The organism is Pseudomonas arabinosi (genome assembly GCF_047758675.1).
Taxonomy (GTDB): Bacteria; Pseudomonadota; Gammaproteobacteria; order Pseudomonadales; family Pseudomonadaceae; genus Aquipseudomonas; species Aquipseudomonas arabinosi.
Genome location: NZ_CP180480.1, coordinates 5,151,940 through 5,170,860, shown reverse-complemented (window position 1 = coordinate 5,170,860; position 18,921 = coordinate 5,151,940). Strand labels below are relative to the sequence as shown.

20 protein-coding genes are annotated in these 18,921 nt (G+C 59.7%); 11 read left to right on the top strand and 9 right to left on the bottom strand.

The features are described 5' to 3' along the window. Positions 1-7 precede the first annotated feature (7 nt). On the bottom strand, positions 8-1,351 hold the full coding sequence (gene gudD, locus ACMXYJ_RS24170) for a glucarate dehydratase (protein ID WP_415757219.1): 1,344 nt from the start codon (positions 1,349-1,351) through the stop codon (positions 8-10). A gap of 37 nt (positions 1,352-1,388) precedes the next feature. Beyond that, positions 1,389-2,735: an MFS transporter gene (locus ACMXYJ_RS24165; protein WP_415757218.1), complete on the bottom strand. Its 1,347-nt coding sequence runs from the start codon at positions 2,733-2,735 to the stop codon at positions 1,389-1,391. 281 nt (positions 2,736-3,016) lie between these two features. Between ACMXYJ_RS24165 and ACMXYJ_RS24160 the strand changes: the two genes are divergently transcribed. Next, a complete protein-coding gene (locus ACMXYJ_RS24160) occupies positions 3,017-3,730 on the top strand; it encodes a FadR/GntR family transcriptional regulator (protein WP_046047599.1) in 714 nt (237 codons plus the stop codon). Positions 3,731-3,799: 69 nt separating this feature from the next. Here the strand turns inward: ACMXYJ_RS24160 and ACMXYJ_RS24155 are convergent, their stop codons facing one another. Beyond that, on the bottom strand, positions 3,800-4,711 hold the full coding sequence (locus ACMXYJ_RS24155) for a DMT family transporter (RefSeq protein WP_415757217.1): 912 nt from the start codon (positions 4,709-4,711) through the stop codon (positions 3,800-3,802). Positions 4,712-4,807: 96 nt separating this feature from the next. On the opposite strand from ACMXYJ_RS24155, the gene ACMXYJ_RS24150 reads away from it, so the two are divergent. Further along, positions 4,808-5,671 (top strand): LysR substrate-binding domain-containing protein, encoded by an 864-nt coding sequence (locus tag ACMXYJ_RS24150; RefSeq protein ID WP_415757216.1) that lies wholly within the window; start codon positions 4,808-4,810, stop codon positions 5,669-5,671. 137 nt (positions 5,672-5,808) lie between these two features. Here ACMXYJ_RS24150 and yegQ read toward each other — a convergent pair whose 3' ends face one another. Further along, positions 5,809-7,131: a tRNA 5-hydroxyuridine modification protein YegQ gene (gene yegQ, locus ACMXYJ_RS24145; protein WP_415757215.1), complete on the bottom strand. Its 1,323-nt coding sequence runs from the start codon at positions 7,129-7,131 to the stop codon at positions 5,809-5,811. Between the two features lie 163 nt (positions 7,132-7,294). Here yegQ and ACMXYJ_RS24140 point away from each other — a divergent pair, with 163 nt between their 5' ends. After that, entirely contained in the window at positions 7,295-8,356 is a 1,062-nt protein-coding gene (locus ACMXYJ_RS24140) for an AI-2E family transporter (RefSeq protein WP_415757214.1), read from the top strand. On the opposite strand, the gene ACMXYJ_RS24135 is transcribed toward ACMXYJ_RS24140, so the two are convergent. From ACMXYJ_RS24135 to ACMXYJ_RS24125, 3 genes are all read right to left on the bottom strand, one after another. Further along, positions 8,353-8,535 (bottom strand): hypothetical protein, encoded by a 183-nt coding sequence (locus ACMXYJ_RS24135; protein ID WP_056740211.1) that lies wholly within the window; start codon positions 8,533-8,535, stop codon positions 8,353-8,355. The genes ACMXYJ_RS24140 and ACMXYJ_RS24135 overlap by 4 nt on opposite strands. A 100-nt stretch (positions 8,536-8,635) precedes the next feature. Then, positions 8,636-8,830: a hypothetical protein gene (locus tag ACMXYJ_RS24130; protein ID WP_003179723.1), complete on the bottom strand. Its 195-nt coding sequence runs from the start codon at positions 8,828-8,830 to the stop codon at positions 8,636-8,638. Between the two features lie 235 nt (positions 8,831-9,065). Then, positions 9,066-9,437, bottom strand: a complete 372-nt coding sequence (locus ACMXYJ_RS24125) for a hypothetical protein (protein WP_415757213.1) — start codon at positions 9,435-9,437, stop codon at positions 9,066-9,068. 245 nt (positions 9,438-9,682) lie between these two features. On the opposite strand from ACMXYJ_RS24125, the gene ACMXYJ_RS24120 reads away from it, so the two are divergent. Together ACMXYJ_RS24120 and ACMXYJ_RS24115 are read left to right on the top strand one after the other, a co-directional pair. Continuing rightward, positions 9,683-10,534 (top strand): shikimate 5-dehydrogenase, encoded by an 852-nt coding sequence (locus tag ACMXYJ_RS24120; protein WP_415757211.1) that lies wholly within the window; start codon positions 9,683-9,685, stop codon positions 10,532-10,534. Between the two features lie 12 nt (positions 10,535-10,546). After that, positions 10,547-11,065, top strand: a complete 519-nt coding sequence (locus tag ACMXYJ_RS24115; RefSeq protein ID WP_415757210.1) for a cupin domain-containing protein — start codon at positions 10,547-10,549, stop codon at positions 11,063-11,065. Positions 11,066-11,076: 11 nt separating this feature from the next. On the opposite strand, the gene ACMXYJ_RS24110 is transcribed toward ACMXYJ_RS24115, so the two are convergent. Next, a complete protein-coding gene (locus ACMXYJ_RS24110) occupies positions 11,077-11,724 on the bottom strand; it encodes a YceH family protein (RefSeq protein ID WP_074878482.1) in 648 nt (215 codons plus the stop codon). Positions 11,725-12,034: 310 nt separating this feature from the next. Here ACMXYJ_RS24110 and ACMXYJ_RS24105 point away from each other — a divergent pair, with 310 nt between their 5' ends. The 5 genes from ACMXYJ_RS24105 to ACMXYJ_RS24085 are packed head-to-tail and all read left to right on the top strand — an operon-like array spanning position 12,035 to position 16,147. After that, the gene (locus tag ACMXYJ_RS24105) at positions 12,035-13,012 is read left to right on the top strand and encodes an NAD-dependent epimerase (protein ID WP_415757209.1); all 978 of its coding nucleotides are present in this window, start codon (positions 12,035-12,037) and stop codon (positions 13,010-13,012) included. Between the two features lie 46 nt (positions 13,013-13,058). Beyond that, complete coding sequence (locus ACMXYJ_RS24100) at positions 13,059-13,799, top strand: glycosyltransferase family 2 protein (RefSeq protein ID WP_415757208.1); 741 nt, start codon at positions 13,059-13,061, stop codon at positions 13,797-13,799. Further along, positions 13,796-14,074 carry a lipid-A-disaccharide synthase N-terminal domain-containing protein gene (locus tag ACMXYJ_RS24095; protein WP_415757207.1) on the top strand — a complete coding sequence of 93 codons (279 nt, stop codon included), beginning with the start codon at positions 13,796-13,798 and terminating at the stop codon, positions 14,072-14,074. The genes ACMXYJ_RS24100 and ACMXYJ_RS24095 overlap by 4 nt, the downstream gene beginning before the upstream one ends. Positions 14,075-14,077: 3 nt before the next feature. Further along, positions 14,078-15,598: an ArnT family glycosyltransferase gene (locus tag ACMXYJ_RS24090; protein WP_415757206.1), complete on the top strand. Its 1,521-nt coding sequence runs from the start codon at positions 14,078-14,080 to the stop codon at positions 15,596-15,598. Between the two features lie 39 nt (positions 15,599-15,637). After that, positions 15,638-16,147, top strand: coding sequence for a DUF1993 domain-containing protein (locus ACMXYJ_RS24085; RefSeq protein WP_415757205.1), 510 nt, complete (start codon positions 15,638-15,640; stop codon positions 16,145-16,147). A gap of 102 nt (positions 16,148-16,249) precedes the next feature. Here the strand turns inward: ACMXYJ_RS24085 and sstT are convergent, their stop codons facing one another. Further along, positions 16,250-17,482 (bottom strand): serine/threonine transporter SstT, encoded by a 1,233-nt coding sequence (gene sstT / locus ACMXYJ_RS24080; protein ID WP_415757204.1) that lies wholly within the window; start codon positions 17,480-17,482, stop codon positions 16,250-16,252. 281 nt (positions 17,483-17,763) lie between these two features. Here sstT and ACMXYJ_RS24075 point away from each other — a divergent pair, with 281 nt between their 5' ends. Then, entirely contained in the window at positions 17,764-18,918 is a 1,155-nt protein-coding gene (locus tag ACMXYJ_RS24075; RefSeq protein ID WP_415757203.1) for an MFS transporter, read from the top strand. The last annotated feature ends 3 nt before the right edge of the window (positions 18,919-18,921 follow it).

Here is an 18,921-nt window from a genome sequence, read left to right as displayed (position 1 = left end):
CAGATGGCTAGCGCACCAGACACGGCCGCTTGTTATCGAATTTCCATCCCGGAACCAGAAACTGCATCGCCACGCTGTCATCCCGGGCGCCCAGTCCCATGCCTTTGTACAACTCATGGGCCTTGGCCAGCTGATCCATGTCCAGTTCGACGCCCAGCCCTGGTTTCTTCGGCACCTGCACACAGCCGCCAACGATTTGCAGCGGCGCTTTGGTCAGGCGCTGACCGTCCTGCCAGATCCAATGCGTGTCGATGGCGGTGATTTCACCCGGCGCGGCGGCCGCGACGTGGGTGAACATCGCCAGGGAAATATCGAAGTGGTTATTGGAATGCGAACCCCAGGTCAGGCCCCACTCATGGCACATCTGCGCCACGCGGACCGAGCCCTGCATCGTCCAGAAGTGCGGGTCGGCCAGGGGAATGTCCACTGATTGCAACTGGATCGCGTGGCCCATTTCCCGCCAGTCGGTAGCGATCATGTTGGTGGCGGTTTTCAGACCCGTGGCGCGACGGAATTCAGCCATCACTTCCCGGCCTGAATAACCGTTTTCCGCGCCGCACGGGTCTTCGGCGTAAGCCAGGACGTGATGCTGATCCCGGCACAGGCGAATGGCTTCTTTCAGCGACCACGCGCCATTCGGATCAAGGGTGATGCGCGCATCGGGGAAGCGTTCAGCCAGGGCGGTGACGGCTTCGATTTCTTCATCACCACTGAGCACGCCGCCCTTGAGTTTGAAGTCCTTGAAACCGTAGCGGGCGTGGGCCGCTTCGGCCAGGCGCACCACGGCGTCGGCGGTCATGGCTTTTTCGTGACGTACGCGGAACCAGTCGCTGTCGGCGTCCGGCTCGCTGCGGTAAGCCAGGTCGGTTTCGTTGCGATCACCGACATAAAACAGGTAGCCCAGCATCTTCACTTCATCACGTTGCTGGCCTTCACCAAGCAGGGCGGCGACCGGCACGTCCAGATGCTGACCCAGGAGATCAAGCAACGCAGCTTCAAGGCCGGTAACGGCGTGGATGGTGATACGCAAATCGAACGTCTGTAACCCGCGACCGCCGGCATCGCGATCGGCGAAAGTCTGGCGCACTTGATTGAGGATCTTCTGATAAGTGCCGATCGGACTGCCAACCACTAATGAGCGAGCGTCCTCGAGGGTCTGGCGAATGCGCTCACCGCCCGGCACTTCACCGACGCCAGTGTGACCGGCGTTGTCCTTGAGGATCACGATGTTGCGGGTGAAAAATGGCCCGTGAGCGCCGCTCAGGTTGAGCAACATGCCATCGTGGCCGGCCACCGGAACAACCTGCATGCTGGTGATGATCGGGGCTTTGGCGGTTTCTTGTGTGTTCATTGTCATGTCCTTCAAAACAGTGCTCTTACATGAGTGTTCAGGCGTGGTTGGGCGCTGGTTTGGCCAGTGCAACGGCGGGTGCGGATTTCGGTTTATTGCGTGCGGCGAAGACGATGATCGCGGCGATGATCGAGGTCGCGGCCAAGCCGTACAGCCCGCCCTGAATCGAGCCGGTGCGCTCTTCCAGCAGGCCGAAGGTGGTCGGTGCGACGAAGCCGCCGAGGTTGCCCACCGAGTTGATCAGCGCGATCACACCCGCCGCGATCCGCGCATCCAGATAGGCCTGTGGAATCGGCCAGAACAGCGATGACGCCGATTTGAAACCCAGCGCAGCAAAGCAGATCGCAACGAAGGCGAAGATCGGCCCGCCGGTGGTGGACATGAACATCCCGGCTGCTGCGATCAGCAGGGCCGCGGCGACCCAGGCTTGTTGATGCTTCCATTTGGCCGACAGCGAAGCGAAGGCGTACATGCCGACGATCGACAGCAACCATGGAATCGAGTTGAACAATCCGACCTGAATGTCGCTCAGGTCGCCCATCTTTTTGATGATGCTCGGCAGCCAGAAGGTCGCGGCGTAGATGGTCAATTGAATGAAGAAGTAGATCAGGCAGAACAGGATGATCTGGCGGTCCTTGAGCAGGGTGCCCAACGACGGTTTGATCGGCGTCGCGGCTTCGCGGGCCAGTTGTTCGTCGTCGATGGCCTTGACCAGTGCGTCTTGTTCGGCACGGCTCAGCCATTTGGCGTCGTGGGGTTTGGAGTCCAGCCAGAACCAGACGAACACGCACAGCCCCACCGAGAACATCCCTTCGATGAAGTACATCCACTGCCAGCCGTGCATGCCGAAGCCGCTGATTTGCAGCAGTAACCCGGACAGCGGGCCGGAGATCAGCGAAGCAATCGCCGAACCGCTGAGGAAGATGGCAATCGCCTTGCCGCGTTCAACGCCAGGCAACCAGCGGGTGAAGTAGTAAATCACTCCGGGGAAGAAACCGGCTTCGGCCACGCCGAGCAGGAATCGCAGGATGTAGAAGTGGGTTTCGTTCTGGATGAAGGCCATGCAAGCGGCGACCAGGCCCCAGGTCAGCATGATGCGGGTCAGCCAGATTCGCGCGCCGACTTTTTGCAGAAGGATGTTGGAGGGGACTTCAAACAGCGCGTAACCGATGAAGAACAGCCCGGCGCCGAGGCCGTAGGCGGCAGCGCCGATGCCCAGGTCATGTTCCATGTGGGCGCGGACGAAGCCGATGTTCACGCGGTCGATGTAGTTGACGATGAACATGATCACGAACAGCGGCAGTACATGGCGTTTCACTTTCGAGATGGCGGACTTCAGGACCGAATCGGCGCCATCGTTCATCCCGGATATGGATGTATTCACTTCGTTATCTCCCACTGATTATTTTTATGCGGGGTGTGACTGGGTGTTGCGATGTTGATAGACATCATACAACTACGTTTTTTCATCCCACAAGAGTGGTCGTCCAACAAAATGGCGCTTTTTGGAGCATTTATTATTCTTTTGTGCAGATGCATGACCTTTCTGATGGTCTCTAATACCCTGTTTGTTGAGTGTTGTCATACAAGTTGATTGGCGTTTTCCTGAGATTCCCACCGAGTGCAGTGCTACGATTCCGGCAGCCCTGCTTCCGGATGATCGCCATGCAAGAAGACCTCGACGCGCCTGCCCGCAAACGCACCCACAACCTGGCCCATGACCTGGTCGCCAAACTGACCCAGAGCATCCTGCTCGGCCAGATGCTGCCCGGGGACAAGCTGCCGTCCGAGAACACGATTGTTCAGGAGCACGGGGTCAGTCGCACGGTGGTGCGCGAGGCGATCTCGAAGTTGCAGGCGTCAGGTCTAGTGGAAACCCGTCACGGCATCGGCACCTTCGTGATCGAGCGAGCACCGGAGCAGGGGCTGCGGCTGAATGTCGATACCGCGCTGGGGGTGCGCAGCATTCTGGAGTTGCGCATGGGCCTGGAAACCCAGGCTGCTGCACTGGCGGCAACCCGTCGTACGGACCATCAGTTGGCACAGATGCGCGAAGCGCTGGACGACTATCAAAGCTTGCTGGCCAACAACGACAGCTGCGTCGAAGCCGACAAGCGCTTCCACCTGCTGATCGCCGAAGCCACCGGCAACGTGTGCTTCACCGAAATCATGCAGCACCTGGGCAGCGCCATGATCCCGCGCACCCGCGTCAATGCCGCTGAGCGCGGCGCGGTGGACTTGAGCAAGCTCGGGCAACTGGCCAACCTTGAGCACGAGGCGATTCTCAACGCCATCAAACGCCAGGATCCGGATGCGGCGCGGGCGGCGATGTGGCTGCACCTCACCAACAGCCGCGACCGGTTTTCGGCCGATCGCTGACCACCGCCGAGATCCATGTGGGAGCGAGCCTGCTCGCGAAGGCGTCAGTCGCATTGGCGCCAGTCTGGATCAGGCGCTGGTGACTCGAGCAACCACCGGCCTGCGCTCCAGATTCAATGCCAGTACGCTGACCAGCACCACCAATGCTCCCCCAACGATCATCAACGTCGGCCGCTCGCCCAGCGCAAAAGAGGCAATCGCCATGGCGGTCGGTGGAATCAGATACAGCGTCATCGTCGCACGGCTCAAATCCACGTGAGTGAGCACATAGGCCCAGGCGAGATACGCGAGGGCACTTGGGAAAATGCCCAGCCCGATGACCGCAAGCTGCACTTCAACCGGAGCGGTGATGACCTGGCTCACAAGCCCCGGGAGATAAACCAACAGCAGCAGCGTCCCGAACCAAACCGTGTAACACACCAATGTCAGCCCGTCGTAGCGCCGCGAGTGATGCTTGTGCAAGGCAAAGTAGACACTCCAAGACACCGCCGCCAGCAGGATCAACAAACCATGGGTGTCGATGCTCCCCAGCCCGTGATCCCCGGCCACCACTATCACCACGCCGATCAACCCCAGGAAAACGCAGCCCCAGCGCCACACGCTCACCCGGTCCTTGAACACGAAGCGCGCCAGCAACGTACTGAACAACGGCGTCGATTGCGCCAATACACTGGAGGCGCCGGCGCTGACACTTTGCTGGCCGAAGTTCAGCGCGACATGGTGCAGGCTCACGGCAAAAAAACCGAGCGCGAACAGCAGCGGCAGGTCATGAATTTTCGGCAGGCTGATGCCCCGGAACACCGCGACCACCGCCATGAATGCCGACGCCAGCAGAAACCGCAGCAAGGCCAGATGACCGGGATCATAGGCCTGCAAACCGATGTGAATGCCGGTCGGTGAGTAACCCCAGCAGCCGACCACAAATGCCATGGCCAGGGTGAGTTTGACGGGAGAACCGGGGGAGGGCGTGAGAGGCTTCATGATCGGGCACCTGTAGGCGGATGCACCCAGTATCAGAAGCCTGACTGTTCGCCACAACTGACTTATAGTGCGTCAACTCTTCACTTTTGGTGATGTATGGAGCTGGCACAGATACGCATGTTCAAGACCGTCGCCGAGGTCGGCAGCATCGCCCGGGCGGCCGAGTTGTTGCATTGCGTGCCGTCGAACATCACGGCACGGATCAAGTCCCTGGACGCGGAGCTGGGTGTGGCGCTGTTTCTGCGCGAGGGCCGAGGGCTGCGAATCAGCCCAGCGGGGCAGACCTTTCTGGCTTATGCCTCGAAAATTCTCGCCCTGACGGCGGAAGCCAAGCGCGCGGTGGACCCTTCGGCCGAGCCGTCCGGGCCGTTGCGCATTGGCGCCATCGAGTCGTCGGCGACCGGGCGACTGCCGCGTTTGCTGGCGAAATTCCACAAGCGTTTCCCGGCGGTGGCGCTGGAACTGACCACCGGCACCTGGAGCCAATTGCTCGACGACACGCTCAATCACCGGCTCGACGGCGCGATCGTCGCGGTGGACGTCGAGCGCTCACACCTCAAGCGCACACCGATGTACCGCGAGGAGCTGCTGCTGATTGCCTCGACGTCCCTGGGGCCGGTACGGGACATCGCGGATTTGCAGGACAAGACCGTGTTCATGTGGCCTCAGGGCTGTCCCTACCGGGCGGCGCTGGAGCATTGGTTGCTGCGGCAGGGGCAGGCGTTGCCGATTGTCAGCCTGGCCAGTTACGGGGCGATTGTCGGCTGCGTCAGTGCCGGGGCGGGTGTCGCGCTGGTGCCAAAAGGCGTGTTTGATCAGTACGCCAAAGGGGCGGGTTGCGCGGGGTATGAGTTTCCTGAGCTGACGGCCATCGACAACCTGTTTTACTGGCATGAAAACGCCGGGGTTCACCCGGCGCGGGAGGCATTTGTGGGGATGTTGCGCGAAGAGTTCGCCTGACTCGTTACCTGTGGGAGCGAGCTTGCTCGCGATAGCGGTTCAATATTCAACAATGATGTTGGCTGAAAGTCCGTCATCGTCGGAACGCCGCCCGGAGCAAGCTCGCTCCCACAAGGTTTTGTATCGTCTGATGATATTCAGCTCGCGACATCCCGCATCAACAACCCAAACTGCAAATCCACCGCATCCGGAATCGGCAAATACACCGTGTGCCCATCCCCCGGCGCCACTTCGATCGGCTCACCCCTGACGTTTTGCAGCTCATGCAAATCGAACTGGAAGTTGCCCTTGGGCGTCATCAGTTCCATGTGGTCGCCCAGACCAAATCGATTTTTCACCTTGATTTCCGCCATCCGGTCACGCCGCTCGCCGGTCAGCTCGCCGACAAACTGCTGCCGTTCCGACACCGAACTGCCGTGCTGGTAGTTCTGGTATTCGTCATGCACGTGCCGCCGCAGAAAACCTTCGGTGTAGCCGCGCTGGGCGAGGGATTCCAGATCCGTCATCAGACTGCGGTCGAACGCGCGACCGGCCACCGCATCGTCGATCGCCCGGCGATAAACCTGAGTGGTCCGCGCGCAATAAAAGTGGGATTTGGTCCGGCCCTCGATTTTCAATGAGTGCACGCCCATCTGTGTCAGGCGCTCGACATGCTGCACCGCGCGCAGGTCCTTGGCGTTCATGATGTAAGTGCCGTGCTCGTCTTCGAAGGCCGGCATCAGTTCGTCGGGCCGATTGGCTTCCTGCAACAGGAACACCTGATCGGTCGGGGCGCCGATGCCCAGGGTCGGTTCCGGCTGGAAGGTCTGCACGATCTCGCCGAGCTGATTTTCCGTGGCCTCTTGCGCTGAATATTTCCAGCGACAGGCGTTGGTGCAGCTGCCCTGATTGGCGTCGCGTTTGTTCATGTATCCGGACAGCAGGCAGCGACCGGAATAGGCCATGCACAAGGCACCGTGGACGAACACTTCCAGCTCCATCGCCGGGACCTGCTGGCGGATTTCGGCGATTTCTTCCAGGGACAGTTCCCGGGACAGGATGATCCGGCTCAAGCCTTGTTGCTGCCAGAACTCGACACTGGCCCAGTTCACCGTGTTGGCTTGTACGGAAAGGTGAATCGGCATCTGCGGGTAATGCCGGCGAACCAGCATGATCAGGCCTGGATCGGACATGATCAGCGCGTCCGGTGCCATGGCAATTACCGGCGCCAGGTCTTTGAGGAAGGTTTTCAGTTTGGCGTTGTGCGGGGCGATGTTCACCACCACATAGAAGCGCTTGCCCTGAGCCTGGGCCTCGTGGATGCCGAGGGCCAGATTGGCGTGATCGAATTCGTTATTGCGCACCCGCAAGCTGTAGCGCGGCTGACCGGCGTACACCGCATCGGCGCCGTAGGCGAAGGCGTATCGCATGTTTTTCAGGGTGCCGGCGGGGGCCAGCAGTTCTGGAGGCAGGAGAGTCATGGCAGAGTCGGTCACAAAAGCCGCCGAGTGTAAGCGGCTTGCCCGCGGGGTTCATTGATCTGGATCTATGCTTGATGAACAAACGGATGGCACTCGCGCGAACCGTGGCGGACTAAGCATCAGGACACGACATTGTGCCCCTGCGGACTGACATGGATCGGACATGAACGAAGAGACAGTACAAAACAAATCACTGGTGATCTTGCTGGGGCTGGTTACCGCCGCGTTCATCTGGATTTTGCTGCCGTTTTACGGCGCGGTGTTCTGGGCGGTGATCCTCGGCATCCTCTTCGCGCCCTTGCAGCGACGACTGCAACTGAAGTTCGGCTGGGAACGCAACCTGATATCGCTGCTCACCCTGAGCATCTGCCTGGTGATCGCGATTCTGCCGGTGATCGTCCTCAGTATCTTGCTGGTCCAGGAAGGGGCTGCGGTGTACAAGAGCATCGAAAGCGGCGAACTGGACATCGCCGGGTATGTGACGCATTTCAAACACAGCCTGCCGCCGTACTTTCAGCACTTGCTCGATCGGGCCGGGGTTGGCGAGCTGGAAGGGCTGCGGGAGAAAATCATCAAGAGTGCGGTGACAGGCAATGAGTTTATCGCCACGCAAGTCTTCAGTGTCGGTCAGGGTACGTTCGATTTTGTGGTGAGTTTTTTCATCATGCTCTACCTGCTGTTCTTCTTTCTGCGGGACGGCGCCGAACTGGCCCGTAAAGTACGCGCTGCCGTGCCGCTGCAAGAGCACCAGAAACGTCGTTTGCAACTCAAGTTCAATCGTGTAGTGCGGGCGACAGTGAAGGGCAACCTGCTGGTGGCGATCACACAGGGCGCATTGGGCGGTTTGATTTTCTGGTTTCTGGATATCCCGAGCGCGCTGCTCTGGGCGGTGCTGATGGCGTTTCTGTCGCTGTTGCCAGCGGTGGGGGCGGGGATTGTCTGGGCACCGGTGGCGGCATTTTTCCTGTTCGCCGGGGCGATCTGGCAGGGCGTGGTGCTGGGGTTGTTCGGGGTTTTTGTGATCGGCCTGGTGGATAACGTGCTGCGACCGATCCTGGTGGGCAAGGATACCAAGATGCCGGACTATCTGATCCTGATCTCGACCCTTGGCGGTCTGGCGATCTTCGGCCTCAATGGCTTTGTGATCGGGCCGTTGATCGCTGCGCTGTTCATGTCGAGCTGGGCCATTTTCATTGAAACCAAGCCGCGGGTGCAGCTGCCTTAAGCGCTGAGATGGCCTTGGCCAATACGTTGCGACAGGGCCTGGGCGGCCGGCAGCGAGGTGAGCGGACCGCTGATCGGTTCGCCGTCCTGCACCAGGTACCAACAGGCGAGCAATCCTAGCTCTCTAAGCGGTGCGGGAACGGCGCTGCCGATAACGGACATGATCTGAACCTGGGACATAAGTACCTCCATCAATCTGTGGAGCTACCTTACGGACCGGACGCTTGAACGGACAATCAACGCTTTCGATAGTCGTCATTGATGCCAATGAGGCTTCGCTTCAGTCGACCACCAGATCCAGCATATGAACCACTTCCTGCTCGTTGAGCAGGCCTTTTCGTACCAGGTTTTCTGCCAGTAGCGAAAGAAACTTGGCGCTGCGATGGCCTTCCAGGTGCTTGAGCTCGGTCAGTGCGTTGTACACCTTGCTGGAAGTGCACAAGCCGACAATGCGGTGCGGGTTTTGCGTGGGCATGAGGTCGTCCTTGTTTTTATCAACCTGTTGTTAACGGACAGATCCAAGATTGCGGACCCGACATGACATAAATATGACCGTTTTTCCCAAAGCGGGGGAAGAGTGGCGAGTCAATCTTGCCAACTTGCACCGCAAAGACTGTCCCGACAGCGACCTTAACGAGATTTATCCAGACCTCTGCCGACGGACGGTCACAAAAAAGGCCCCGCTGTTAAGGCGGGGCCTGATGATTGCGTTACCAGCGGCCATAACCGCGGGGAGGGCCGTAGTAACCGCGCGGTGGACCGTAATAACCACGTGGCGGGCCGTAGTAAACCGGCGGTGGGCCGTAATAGACCGGTTGTTGCACGTAGACCGGTGCCGGCTGGTAATAAACCGGGGGCGGGCCGTAGTAAACCGGTTGTGGCTGAGCGTAAACCGGTTGCTGTACATAGACCGGGCGGTTGCTGTTGATGAGTGCCGAACCGACGATGGCTGTGCCAACGATTGCGCCAAATACCGCCGGACCTTCCCAACCGTGACCGCCGTGACCGCCGCCAGCCTCTGCCTGCCCTGCGATAGCAAGAGCACCGATCAGCAAGGCTACTGTGGGGATTTTACGGATCATGATAGTTCCTCGGTTCTTCGCCCCGACGCTTGTGTCTGCAATAGACCCAAGGATTGTCGCGGGGATACTTCTAAGACAGCGTTTTTTTCAAAATCAGCACAGCCGTTGGGTAAATTTTGTGTAAGGTCTGTACTGGCTTCTTTACGGTTCAGTGAGGCCGCGTGCAGACACACCGTTATGATCGATCAGACCCGATGGAATGGCTAATCCCGTCCATCTGAAAGTGCTATTCAAGGAGATGTTTCATGCAGATGAACCCCAACAGAGACACCCAGCTGTGCATGTCGCTTTCCGCACGCCCCGGGAACTTCGGCCTGCGGTTCCACAATCATCTGTATGAGCAACTGGACCTGAATTTTTACTACAAGGCCTTCAGCAGTCAGGATCTGCCTGGCGCCGTTGGCGGCATTCGTGCTCTGGGGATTCGTGGTTGCGGTGTGTCGATGCCGTTCAAGGAGGCGTGCATTGCGCTGGTCGATGAACTGGATCCCTCCGCTGCGGCCATTCAATCGATCAACACCATCGTTAACACTGACGGCCATCTCAAGGCTTACAACACCGACTACATCGCGATCGCCCAGTTGCTTGACACCCACCAGGTGCCGAAGGAATTGACCTTTGCCCTGCGCGGCAGCGGTGGCATGGCCAAGGCTGTGGCCAGTGCCTTGCGCGATGGTGGCTACAAAAATGGCCTGATCGTTGCTCGTAACGAGCGTTCCGGACGGGCGTTGGCCGACGCGCTGGGCTATCGATGGCAAGCGGAGCTGGGCTCGGAGCGGCCGCAGATGCTGATCAACGTCACACCGATCGGCATGTCCGGCCCCGAAGCCGATCTGCTGGCGTTCGATGTTGAAACCATTGCTGCTGCCGAGACTGTCTTCGATGTCGTGGCAGTCCCCTCGGAAACACCGTTGATTGTGCGCGCTCGTGCTGAAGGCAAGCGAGTGATCACCGGGCTGGAAGTGATCGCGATCCAGGCGCTGGAGCAGTTCGTGCTGTACACCGGCGTACGGCCGACCGATGAGCAGTTTCACAAAGCCGTGGAATTTGCCCGCAGTGGCCTTGGCTATCCCGCTGCCCAGCAAGCGAAACCGTGACTGAGGTGACTCATGCATCCTGCCATTCTTAATCTGGATCAGGCCGAGCTTGAGCCGCTGCCCGAAGCGTTTGCCCCGACGGGAGACACCGCCGACCGCTATCAGCAACGGCAGGCGCGCATCGGCCAGCAACTGGGCGCGCAGAAGCTGGGATATCGCCTGTACGCACTGGAACCGGGGATGCGTGGCAGCCCGTTTCACAGTCATCGGGTCAACGAGGAGATGTTTTACATCGTGGCCGGGGAAGGGGAGATTCGCTTGGGCGCCGAGCGCTTTCCCGTTCGCGCCGGCGATGTCATTGCCTGCCCGCCGGGCGGCCCTGAAGCCGCGCACCAGATCATCAATACCAGCAATGCTGAGCTGCGCTACCTGGCGGTCAGCACCCAACAATCGCCCGAGATTTGCGAGTACCCGGATTCTGGCAAGTATGCGGTGATGGACGACTTCAAGGTCGACGCCGAGGGCAATGCCTCGGGCTTCGTCGCCGTCGCCAGGCCGGCGGACGGCGTGGATTATTGGGACGGCGAATAATCACGCGTTGTTTACTCGAGGCGGGCCAGTCGTTCTTCCAGCGCCGCAATTCGCGCCTCCAGCTCTTCGATCCGCTCAACCGATACGCCACCACCCGCGCCACGCTCGGTCGGGTTCTGCCGTGCCGCCAGGATCACTTCGATGTCCGCCGGGTCGCCCAAGGCGTGCATGTAGCGGTCTTCACGCTGACCGGCCTGGCGCGGAATCAACAGCGCCAGACCGCGAGCGATCAAGCGTTCCAGTTGATGCACGACCTGTTCGGCATCTTCAAAGTCATGCATGCGGCCGCTACGGGTCAACAGTTCGTTAACCGTTTGCGGACCGCGCAGGAACAGCAGCCCCGCAAGAATCACCTGCGCCGGCACCAGTTCCAATGCCTTGTCGACCTTGTGTTCCCAGCGATCCGCACGGCTGCCCATCACCAGTTTGGTGAAGCCGCGTCCTTCGAGGGCGCGCAGGCTTTGGCCGACCTGACCCTGGGTAAGGTTCATCACCGGCTCGCGGCTGGTTTTCTGGTTGCAGGCAATCACCAGCGCATTGAGGGTCAGCGGATAAGTTTCCGGGCTGGTGGCCTGTTTTTCGATCAACGACCCCAGAATGCGGATTTCGGTGCTGTTGAGTCGCGGCTCGTCGAAGGTCGTTTCTTGCTCAGTGCTCATGATTCTGCATTCCTTCCCGGGTTCATGATTTTCTCCTGCTGGCATGCACTTTAGATTGACGTGTGCCAATGGCAACTGAATTCGTCGCCGTGCCTTGGCAATGGTCACAAAACTTAAATCAACCTGTTACGCCATCTTAACAATCAGACGTGCACCGTATGCAGGGCTGCAGATGACTGCGGCTTATGACGGGTACGACGAAAATTCCTATCGACGACGTCACCGGCCTTATTAATTGTGCAGTGGAGCAAGGCATGAAGCTGACGTGGGTATCGACCCGCAATAATGCGCTGATCGGCGCGCGCCCGCTATGACCGTACTGGTCACCGGCGCCGCCGGTTTCATCGGGTATCACACGGTCAAGCGCTTGTGTCAGGAAGGTCTTGAGGTGGTCGGTATCGATAACCTCAACGACTACTACAGCGTGGAACTCAAACATGCACGGCTTGAGGCGCTGAAGCCCTTGTCGGGGTTTCATTTCCAGACGCTGGATATCGTCGACAAACCGGCCTTGATGGCATTGTTCAAGGATCACGGCTTCTCAGACGTTATCCACCTGGCAGCCCAGGCGGGCGTTCGCTACTCGCTGGACAACCCGGACGTGTATGCGCAAACGAACCTGACGGGTTTTCTGAATGTGCTGGAAGCCTGCCGGCACCATCGCCCCGAGCATCTGATTTATGCATCGAGCAGCTCGGTGTACGGCACCAACAGCAAAATGCCGTTCAGCGTCGAAGACGCCGTCGATCATCCGATTTCTTTGTATGCCGCCAGTAAGCGTGCCAACGAGCTGATGGCCCACAGCTATTGCCATCTGTATGGACTGAAGGCCAGCGGCCTGCGGTTTTTTACCGTTTACGGACCTTGGGGGCGCCCCGACATGGCGCTGTTCAAATTTACCGAAGCGATCCTCAACGACAGGCCGATTGACCTCTACAACCAAGGCCAGATGTCACGCGACTTCACCTACATCGATGACATCGTCGAAAGCATTGCCCGATTGCGCCCAAGGCCGCCGTTATCGGATGGACCTGGCGAGGGCGCCAACCGGATCTTCAACATCGGGCGCGGCACGCCGGTGGCGCTGCTGGATTTCGTCGAGTGCCTGGAGTCGGCATTGGACAGGGAGGCCCGGCGCAATTTCCTGCCGCTGCAGGCTGGCGATGTGGTCAAGACCTGGGCGGATGTGTCGGCATTGGCGCAGTGGGTCGATTTCCGTCCTCAAGTGACGGTTGAAGCCGGCGTCGCGGAATTTGTGAAGTGGTACCGCCACTTTTATCAGAGATGAAACGTTGGCCCTCGATAATAAAAAATCCAGGGTAATAGGGGCCTCTATGAGCCAAGACATTTTTGTATCCGTGCTGATTCCGGCAAAGAACGAGGCGAGCAATCTCACATCGCTGCTCGAAGAAATCCGTATCGCACTGGCCGATGAAGCCTATGAAATCATCGTCGTGGACGATGGCAGTACTGACGCTTCCTTGCAGGAACTGCGACAGACCCGGCACAGCGGCCTGAGCACGTTGCGTATCCTGCGCCATGAGCGTTCGCTGGGGCAGAGCACTTCGCTCTACCATGCGGCGCTCGCCGCCCGGGGCCAATGGCTGGCCACGCTCGATGGCGACGGTCAGAACGATCCGGCGGATATCCCCGGCATGCTGGCATTAGTGCGCAGTGAGCAGGGGAGCGTCGACCTTCAGTTGGTGGCTGGGCACCGGGTCAACCGTCGCGATACTGCGAGCAAGCGTTGGGCCTCGCGTTTTGCCAACGGGTTGCGCAGCCGCATGCTCAAGGACCAGACGCCGGACACTGGCTGCGGGCTGAAATTGATCGAGCGGGCGGCGTTTCTGCGCTTGCCGTACTTCGACCACATGCACCGGTTCATTCCTGCGCTGATCCAGCGTCATAACGGCCGGATGATTACCCATCCGGTCAACCATCGGCCTCGCACGGCCGGGGTCTCCAAATACGGAAACATCGACCGCGCCCTGGTGGGCATTCTCGATCTGATCGGCGTCTGGTGGCTGATCAGGCGCACGCGTTTGCAGGCTCATGCGCAGGAGATCGAAGGATGAATCTGTCCCGCGAAACCCTGTGGCTGGTGGTCGGTTTCAGTGGCCAGATCGCCTTCACCGGTCGCTTCGTCCTGCAGTGGCTGTACAGCGAATACCAAAAACGCAGCGTGATTCCGGTGAGTTTCTGGTACCTGAGCATCGTCGGCAGTGCGCTGCTGTTCGCTTACGCCATCTACCGACAGGACCCGGTTTTCATCGCCGGTCAGGCGTTCGGTTCCATCGTCTATTTGCGCAACCTGCAATTGATTGCCCGCAGCAAAACCTTGAAGGACTGAACCGTGCGCCGAACCCTGTCACCCAGCGTCGAATGCCTGGGCCTGATGTTGCTTGCTCTTTTATTGGTTGGCGCCGGGTTCGGGTTGCGTCAGCCGCAGAATGTCGACGAGGAGCGATTCCTCGGTGTTGCGCTGGAGATGCTGCACAACGGGTCATGGCTGATTCCGCACCGGGCCGCGGAGATCTACGGTGATAAACCACCGATTTTCATGTGGACGGTGGCGTTTTTCACCTGGATCACCGGGATGCCCGCCCTTGCCCTATATATTCCGGGGCTTTTATCGGCCACATCGGTCACGGCCATGCTCTACGACCTGGGTCGCCGGTTGTGGAATCAGCGGGCCGGACGAACAGCAGCGCTGTTGTACCTGGCCACCTATCAGACGTACAGCATTCTGCGGACCGGTCAGATCGACAGTTTTCTGATTCTGTTCACTTCTCTGGGTATGTACGGCCTGGCCCGTCATCTGTTGCTCGGGCCCGCCTGGCGTTGGTTCTACGCGGGTTGCGCGGCCATGGGCATTGGCGTGATCACCAAAGGGGTCGGCTTCGTTCCGGCGTTGATGCTGATTCCGTATGCCTACGCGGTGCGCAAAGGCTGGCCTGGGGTGGTGGCCATGCCGGGCGAGGCGCGCAAGTGGTGCCTGGGTATTTTGGTGGTGCTTGGCGCCGTCGCGATCTGGCTGCTGCCCTTGGCGGTGTCCATCGCATTCAATGGCGCCGCTGACGAAATCGCTTACGCACGGGAAATTCTGCTGCGCCAGACAGCGGGGCGCTATGCCGCCGCGTGGGATCACCGAGAACCGTTCTGGTACTTCTTCGTCAACGTCATCCCGCAATACTGGTTGCCGTTGGTACTGGCCTTGCCGTGGCTGGTGCCCGCCTGGCGCAGGCAGTTGCGCAAGCGCGACGGTCGAGTGCTGGTGCTGCTGGGTTGGGTCGTACTGGTGGTTTTGTTTTTCTGCCTGAGCAGCGGCAAACGCAAGTTGTACATCTATCCGGCGTTACCGGGGCTGGTGCTGGTTGCAGCGCCGCTGATTCCGTGGCTGCTCAAGCGCTGGTTCGGCAAGCGTCCGCGCGGTCGGCGGGTATTCCAGGTGTTGGCCGTCACGTGGTTCACGCTGTGGTTCGCTCGCGGTTTCGTCGACCCGGTCAAGGACGGGCCCAATCCCCACGAGGCGCTGATGGCGCAAGCAGCGGCGATGACCCAGGGCGCAGACCTGGTACTGGTCAACTGGCGCGAGGGCCATTGGTTGTTCGCCCGACAGCCGATCGTGCATTTCGGGATGATCGGCTCCACGGTCGAGCAGGCCGCTCAATGGCTGCGCGAACATCGTCAAGCGTACGCCTTGGTGCCGGATGAACTGCTGAGCCGGTGTTTTAACCCTCAGGCCGCCCGTGAACTGGGCGAAACCTCGCGCGCGCAGTGGTCGATCGTTGGTGCCGATGCCGATAACGGCCGTTGTCATCCCGGACAGCCAGCCAATATCTATCGCTTCACCTGGGACCGCGCATCGCTATAATCGCCCCACGTTTCCCTCCTGTCACAACACGAGACTGCCATGACTATTTCCCTGTACGCCGCTTCCGTTCCTGTTTTCAAGCAAATGCTCAACGCCCTGAGCGACGTTTTGAACAAGGCTGAAGCCCACGCCACCGCCAAGAACATCGATCCAAATGCTTTCCTGCAAGCCCGTCTGTACCCGGACATGTTCCCGCTGGTCCGTCAGGTGCAAATCGCCGTTGATTTCGCCAAGGGCGTTTCCGCGCGCCTGGCCGAAGTTGAACTGCCGAAATACGACGACACCGAAACCACCTTCGCTGAACTGCAAGCGCTGATCGCCAAAGTGCTGGCCTTCATCGGTGAGATCAAACCGGAACAGATCGACGGCAAGGAAGGCATCGAAATCATCACCCGTCAGGGCACGCCGAAAGAGAAGCGCTTCACTGGCCAGGCTTACCTGCTGAGCTACGGTCTGCCGCAATTCTTCTTCCACATCACCACCACCTACGCACTGCTGCGTCACAACGGTGTGGAAGTGGGCAAGCGCGATTACATGGGCGCGTTCTAAACCTCCCGGCGTAAAAAAGCCCCCGCAGCCTTAGGTTGCGGGGGCTTTTTCATATGTAAGCATTGTTCATCTGCACCGCAGATCCTGTGGGAGCGAGCTGTGTCAGGCCAGGCGTTCTGCTTTTGCTTCTTCACCGAGGCACGCGGCGGCAGTGAACAGTACGTCGGTGGAGGAGTTCAGCGCGGTTTCCGCCGAGTCCTGCAGCACACCGATGATGAACCCGACGGCCACTACCTGCATGGCGATTTCGCTTGGAATGCCAAACAGGCTGCAGGCCAGTGGAATCAACAGCAACGAGCCGCCTGCCACGCCCGAAGCGCCACAGGCACAGATCGCCGCGACGATGCTCAGCAGGATGGCGGTCGGAATGTCTACAGCGATGCCCAGCGTGTGCACGGCGGCCAGGGTCAGCACGGTAATAGTGATCGCCGCGCCGGCCATGTTGATGGTCGCGCCCAGCGGGATCGAGACCGAGTAGGTGTCTTCGTGCAGGCCCAGGCGCTTGCTTAATTCCAGGTTGACCGGAATGTTCGCTGCCGAGCTGCGGGTGAAGAATGCAGTGATGCCGCTTTCCCGCAGGCACATCAGCACCAACGGATACGGGTTACGACGCAGCTTCCAGAACACGATGACCGGGTTCATCACCAGCGCCACAAACAGCATGCAGCCCAGCAAAACCGCCAGTAGATGCACATAACCGATCAAGGCACCGAAACCGGAGGTGGCGAGGGTCGAAGCCACCAGACCGAAAATGCCCAGCGGTGCAAAACGGATCACCAGTCGCACGATCAGGGTCACGCCGTTCGACAAGTCGCCGAGCACTTCGCGAGTGGTGTCACCGGCATGGCGAATGGCAACGCCCATACCAATCGCCCACGCCAGAATGCCGATGAAGTTGGCATTCATCAGCGCGCTGACCGGGTTGTCGACCACGCTCAACAGCAGACTTTGCAGCACTTCACTGATCCCGCCCGGCGCGGTGATCGCAACGTCGTGAGTGGCCAATACCAGGCTCGACGGGAACAACGTACTGGCGACAACGGCCACCACCGCCGCCGCAAACGTTCCCAGCAGATACAGAAACAGAATCGGCCGGATGTGGGTTTCCTGGCCGTGCTTATGGTTGGCAATCGAGGCCATGACCAGCACGAACACCAGAATCGGCGCGACAGCTTTAAGCGCCGAAACGAAGACTTTGCCGATAAACGCGGTGGACTTCGCCACCTCCGGCGCGAACAGGGCCAAGGCAATCCCGGCGATCAGGCCGATGATGATTTGTGTGACCAGGCTTAAGCGTTTCAGGCGTAACCATAGCGAAGGGGATGAAGCGGTCATAAAACGGCATCTCTGATTTTATTAGGTGCGGGGGTATCGCGACATCAATGCCAATCAATGGCCGATGAACAGGGTGTACGTATCGCAGGGCGCGGACTTTATCACAGCGTGGTCTTTATCCTTCAGACCTGTGACGATCTGCCGCCCGCGGGGTCAACGAGATCGGCAGGTTCGTGCAACCCTGATCGGAAACACTCTGTTAAGATTCGCCATCCTCATTTTCAAGTCATGCCAGTGGGCCTTCGGGCTATCGCTGGTGTCGTCGTTTTCTGGAGTTCTGCATGCTGTTGCCCATCCTTCTGTTGTCTGCCGCCGGTTTCACGGTGCTGACCACGGAATTCATCATCGTCGGCCTGTTGCCGGCGATCGCTCGAGACCTTGACGTCAGCATCCCCCAGGCGGGTTTGCTGGTGACCTTGTTCGCCTTCACGGTCGCCGCATTCGGGCCATTCCTGACCGCCTATTTCGCCCGGTTCGAGCGCCGCAAGTTGTTCATCTCGGTGCTGATCATGTTCGGCCTGGCCAACACCCTTGCGGCGTTTGCCCCGAACATCGAGGTGATGGCCATTGCCCGGTTGATTCCAGCGCTGGGCTTGCCAGTGTTCTGGGCGCTGGCCAGTGAAACAGCGGTGGACATCGTCGGCCCGGACTACGCCGGTCGCGCCATTGCCAAGATCGGTTTCGGCATTGTCTGCGCCACGGTGTTCGGCATTCCGGTGGGCACACTGATCTCCGATGCGTTCGGCTGGCGCAGTGCCTTCGGCATTCTGGCGGTGATCGCGTTTGCCAAGGCGTTGCTGCTGTTTATCTACCTGCCGAAAACCAATCTGCATCAGCATCAGGTGAGCTTTCGCTCGCAGTTCAGAATCCTGCGCAGCCCGCTGATGGTGGGGCATGTGCTGCTGTCGATCCTGGTGTTCAGCGGCATGTTCACCGCTTATACCTACCTGGCTGACATTCTTGAGCGACTGGCCGGTTTCAACGGCACGGTGGTCGGCTGGTGCCTGATGGGCTTCGGCGCGGTCGGGTTGATCGGCAACTCATTGGGCGGCCGCGCGGTGGATCGTCATCCGTTGATCGCCTCGATGATGTTCTGCGCGTTCATGATCGCCGGCCTGGTGGCGTTGGTGCCGAACATTCATTCGCCGCTGGGTCTGGCCGCGGCGATGGGGATCTGGGGCGTGACTCAGGCGGCGTTGTTTCTGGTCAGCCATGTGCGATTGATGAAGGCTGCACCCGAAGCGCCCGCGTTCGCGGCATCGCTGAACATTGCCGGGGCTAACCTCGGGATCGGCCTGGGCGCCATGATCGGCGGCAGGGTCATCGACGGTGTAGGCCTGCAAGGCCTTGGTTTCGCGGCGGCCGCTTTTATCCTCGCCTCGATCCTTTTGGCCATCGCGTTGATGACCTTCAAGCCACGCGAAGTCTGCGCCTGACAC

Coding starts and splice junctions, on each gene's coding strand:
- ACMXYJ_RS24135 (WP_056740211.1), bottom strand. CDS start 8,535: ATGTCCCAGGTTCAGATCATGTCCGTTATCGGCAGCGCCGTTCCCGCA.
- ACMXYJ_RS24125 (WP_415757213.1), bottom strand. CDS start 9,437: ATGATCCGTAAAATCCCCACAGTAGCCTTGCTGATCGGTGCTCTTGCT.
- ACMXYJ_RS24085 (WP_415757205.1), top strand. CDS start 15,638: ATGACTATTTCCCTGTACGCCGCTTCCGTTCCTGTTTTCAAGCAAATG.
- sstT (WP_415757204.1), bottom strand. CDS start 17,482: ATGACCGCTTCATCCCCTTCGCTATGGTTACGCCTGAAACGCTTAAGC.
- yegQ (WP_415757215.1), bottom strand. CDS start 7,131: ATGACTCTCCTGCCTCCAGAACTGCTGGCCCCCGCCGGCACCCTGAAA.
- ACMXYJ_RS24160 (WP_046047599.1), top strand. CDS start 3,017: ATGCAAGAAGACCTCGACGCGCCTGCCCGCAAACGCACCCACAACCTG.
- ACMXYJ_RS24155 (WP_415757217.1), bottom strand. CDS start 4,711: ATGAAGCCTCTCACGCCCTCCCCCGGTTCTCCCGTCAAACTCACCCTG.
- ACMXYJ_RS24100 (WP_415757208.1), top strand. CDS start 13,059: ATGAGCCAAGACATTTTTGTATCCGTGCTGATTCCGGCAAAGAACGAG.
- ACMXYJ_RS24140 (WP_415757214.1), top strand. CDS start 7,295: ATGAACGAAGAGACAGTACAAAACAAATCACTGGTGATCTTGCTGGGG.
- gudD (WP_415757219.1), bottom strand. CDS start 1,351: ATGAACACACAAGAAACCGCCAAAGCCCCGATCATCACCAGCATGCAG.
- ACMXYJ_RS24120 (WP_415757211.1), top strand. CDS start 9,683: ATGCAGATGAACCCCAACAGAGACACCCAGCTGTGCATGTCGCTTTCC.
- ACMXYJ_RS24095 (WP_415757207.1), top strand. CDS start 13,796: ATGAATCTGTCCCGCGAAACCCTGTGGCTGGTGGTCGGTTTCAGTGGC.
- ACMXYJ_RS24075 (WP_415757203.1), top strand. CDS start 17,764: ATGCTGTTGCCCATCCTTCTGTTGTCTGCCGCCGGTTTCACGGTGCTG.
- ACMXYJ_RS24150 (WP_415757216.1), top strand. CDS start 4,808: ATGGAGCTGGCACAGATACGCATGTTCAAGACCGTCGCCGAGGTCGGC.
- ACMXYJ_RS24105 (WP_415757209.1), top strand. CDS start 12,035: ATGACCGTACTGGTCACCGGCGCCGCCGGTTTCATCGGGTATCACACG.
- ACMXYJ_RS24110 (WP_074878482.1), bottom strand. CDS start 11,724: ATGAGCACTGAGCAAGAAACGACCTTCGACGAGCCGCGACTCAACAGC.
- ACMXYJ_RS24115 (WP_415757210.1), top strand. CDS start 10,547: ATGCATCCTGCCATTCTTAATCTGGATCAGGCCGAGCTTGAGCCGCTG.
- ACMXYJ_RS24130 (WP_003179723.1), bottom strand. CDS start 8,830: ATGCCCACGCAAAACCCGCACCGCATTGTCGGCTTGTGCACTTCCAGC.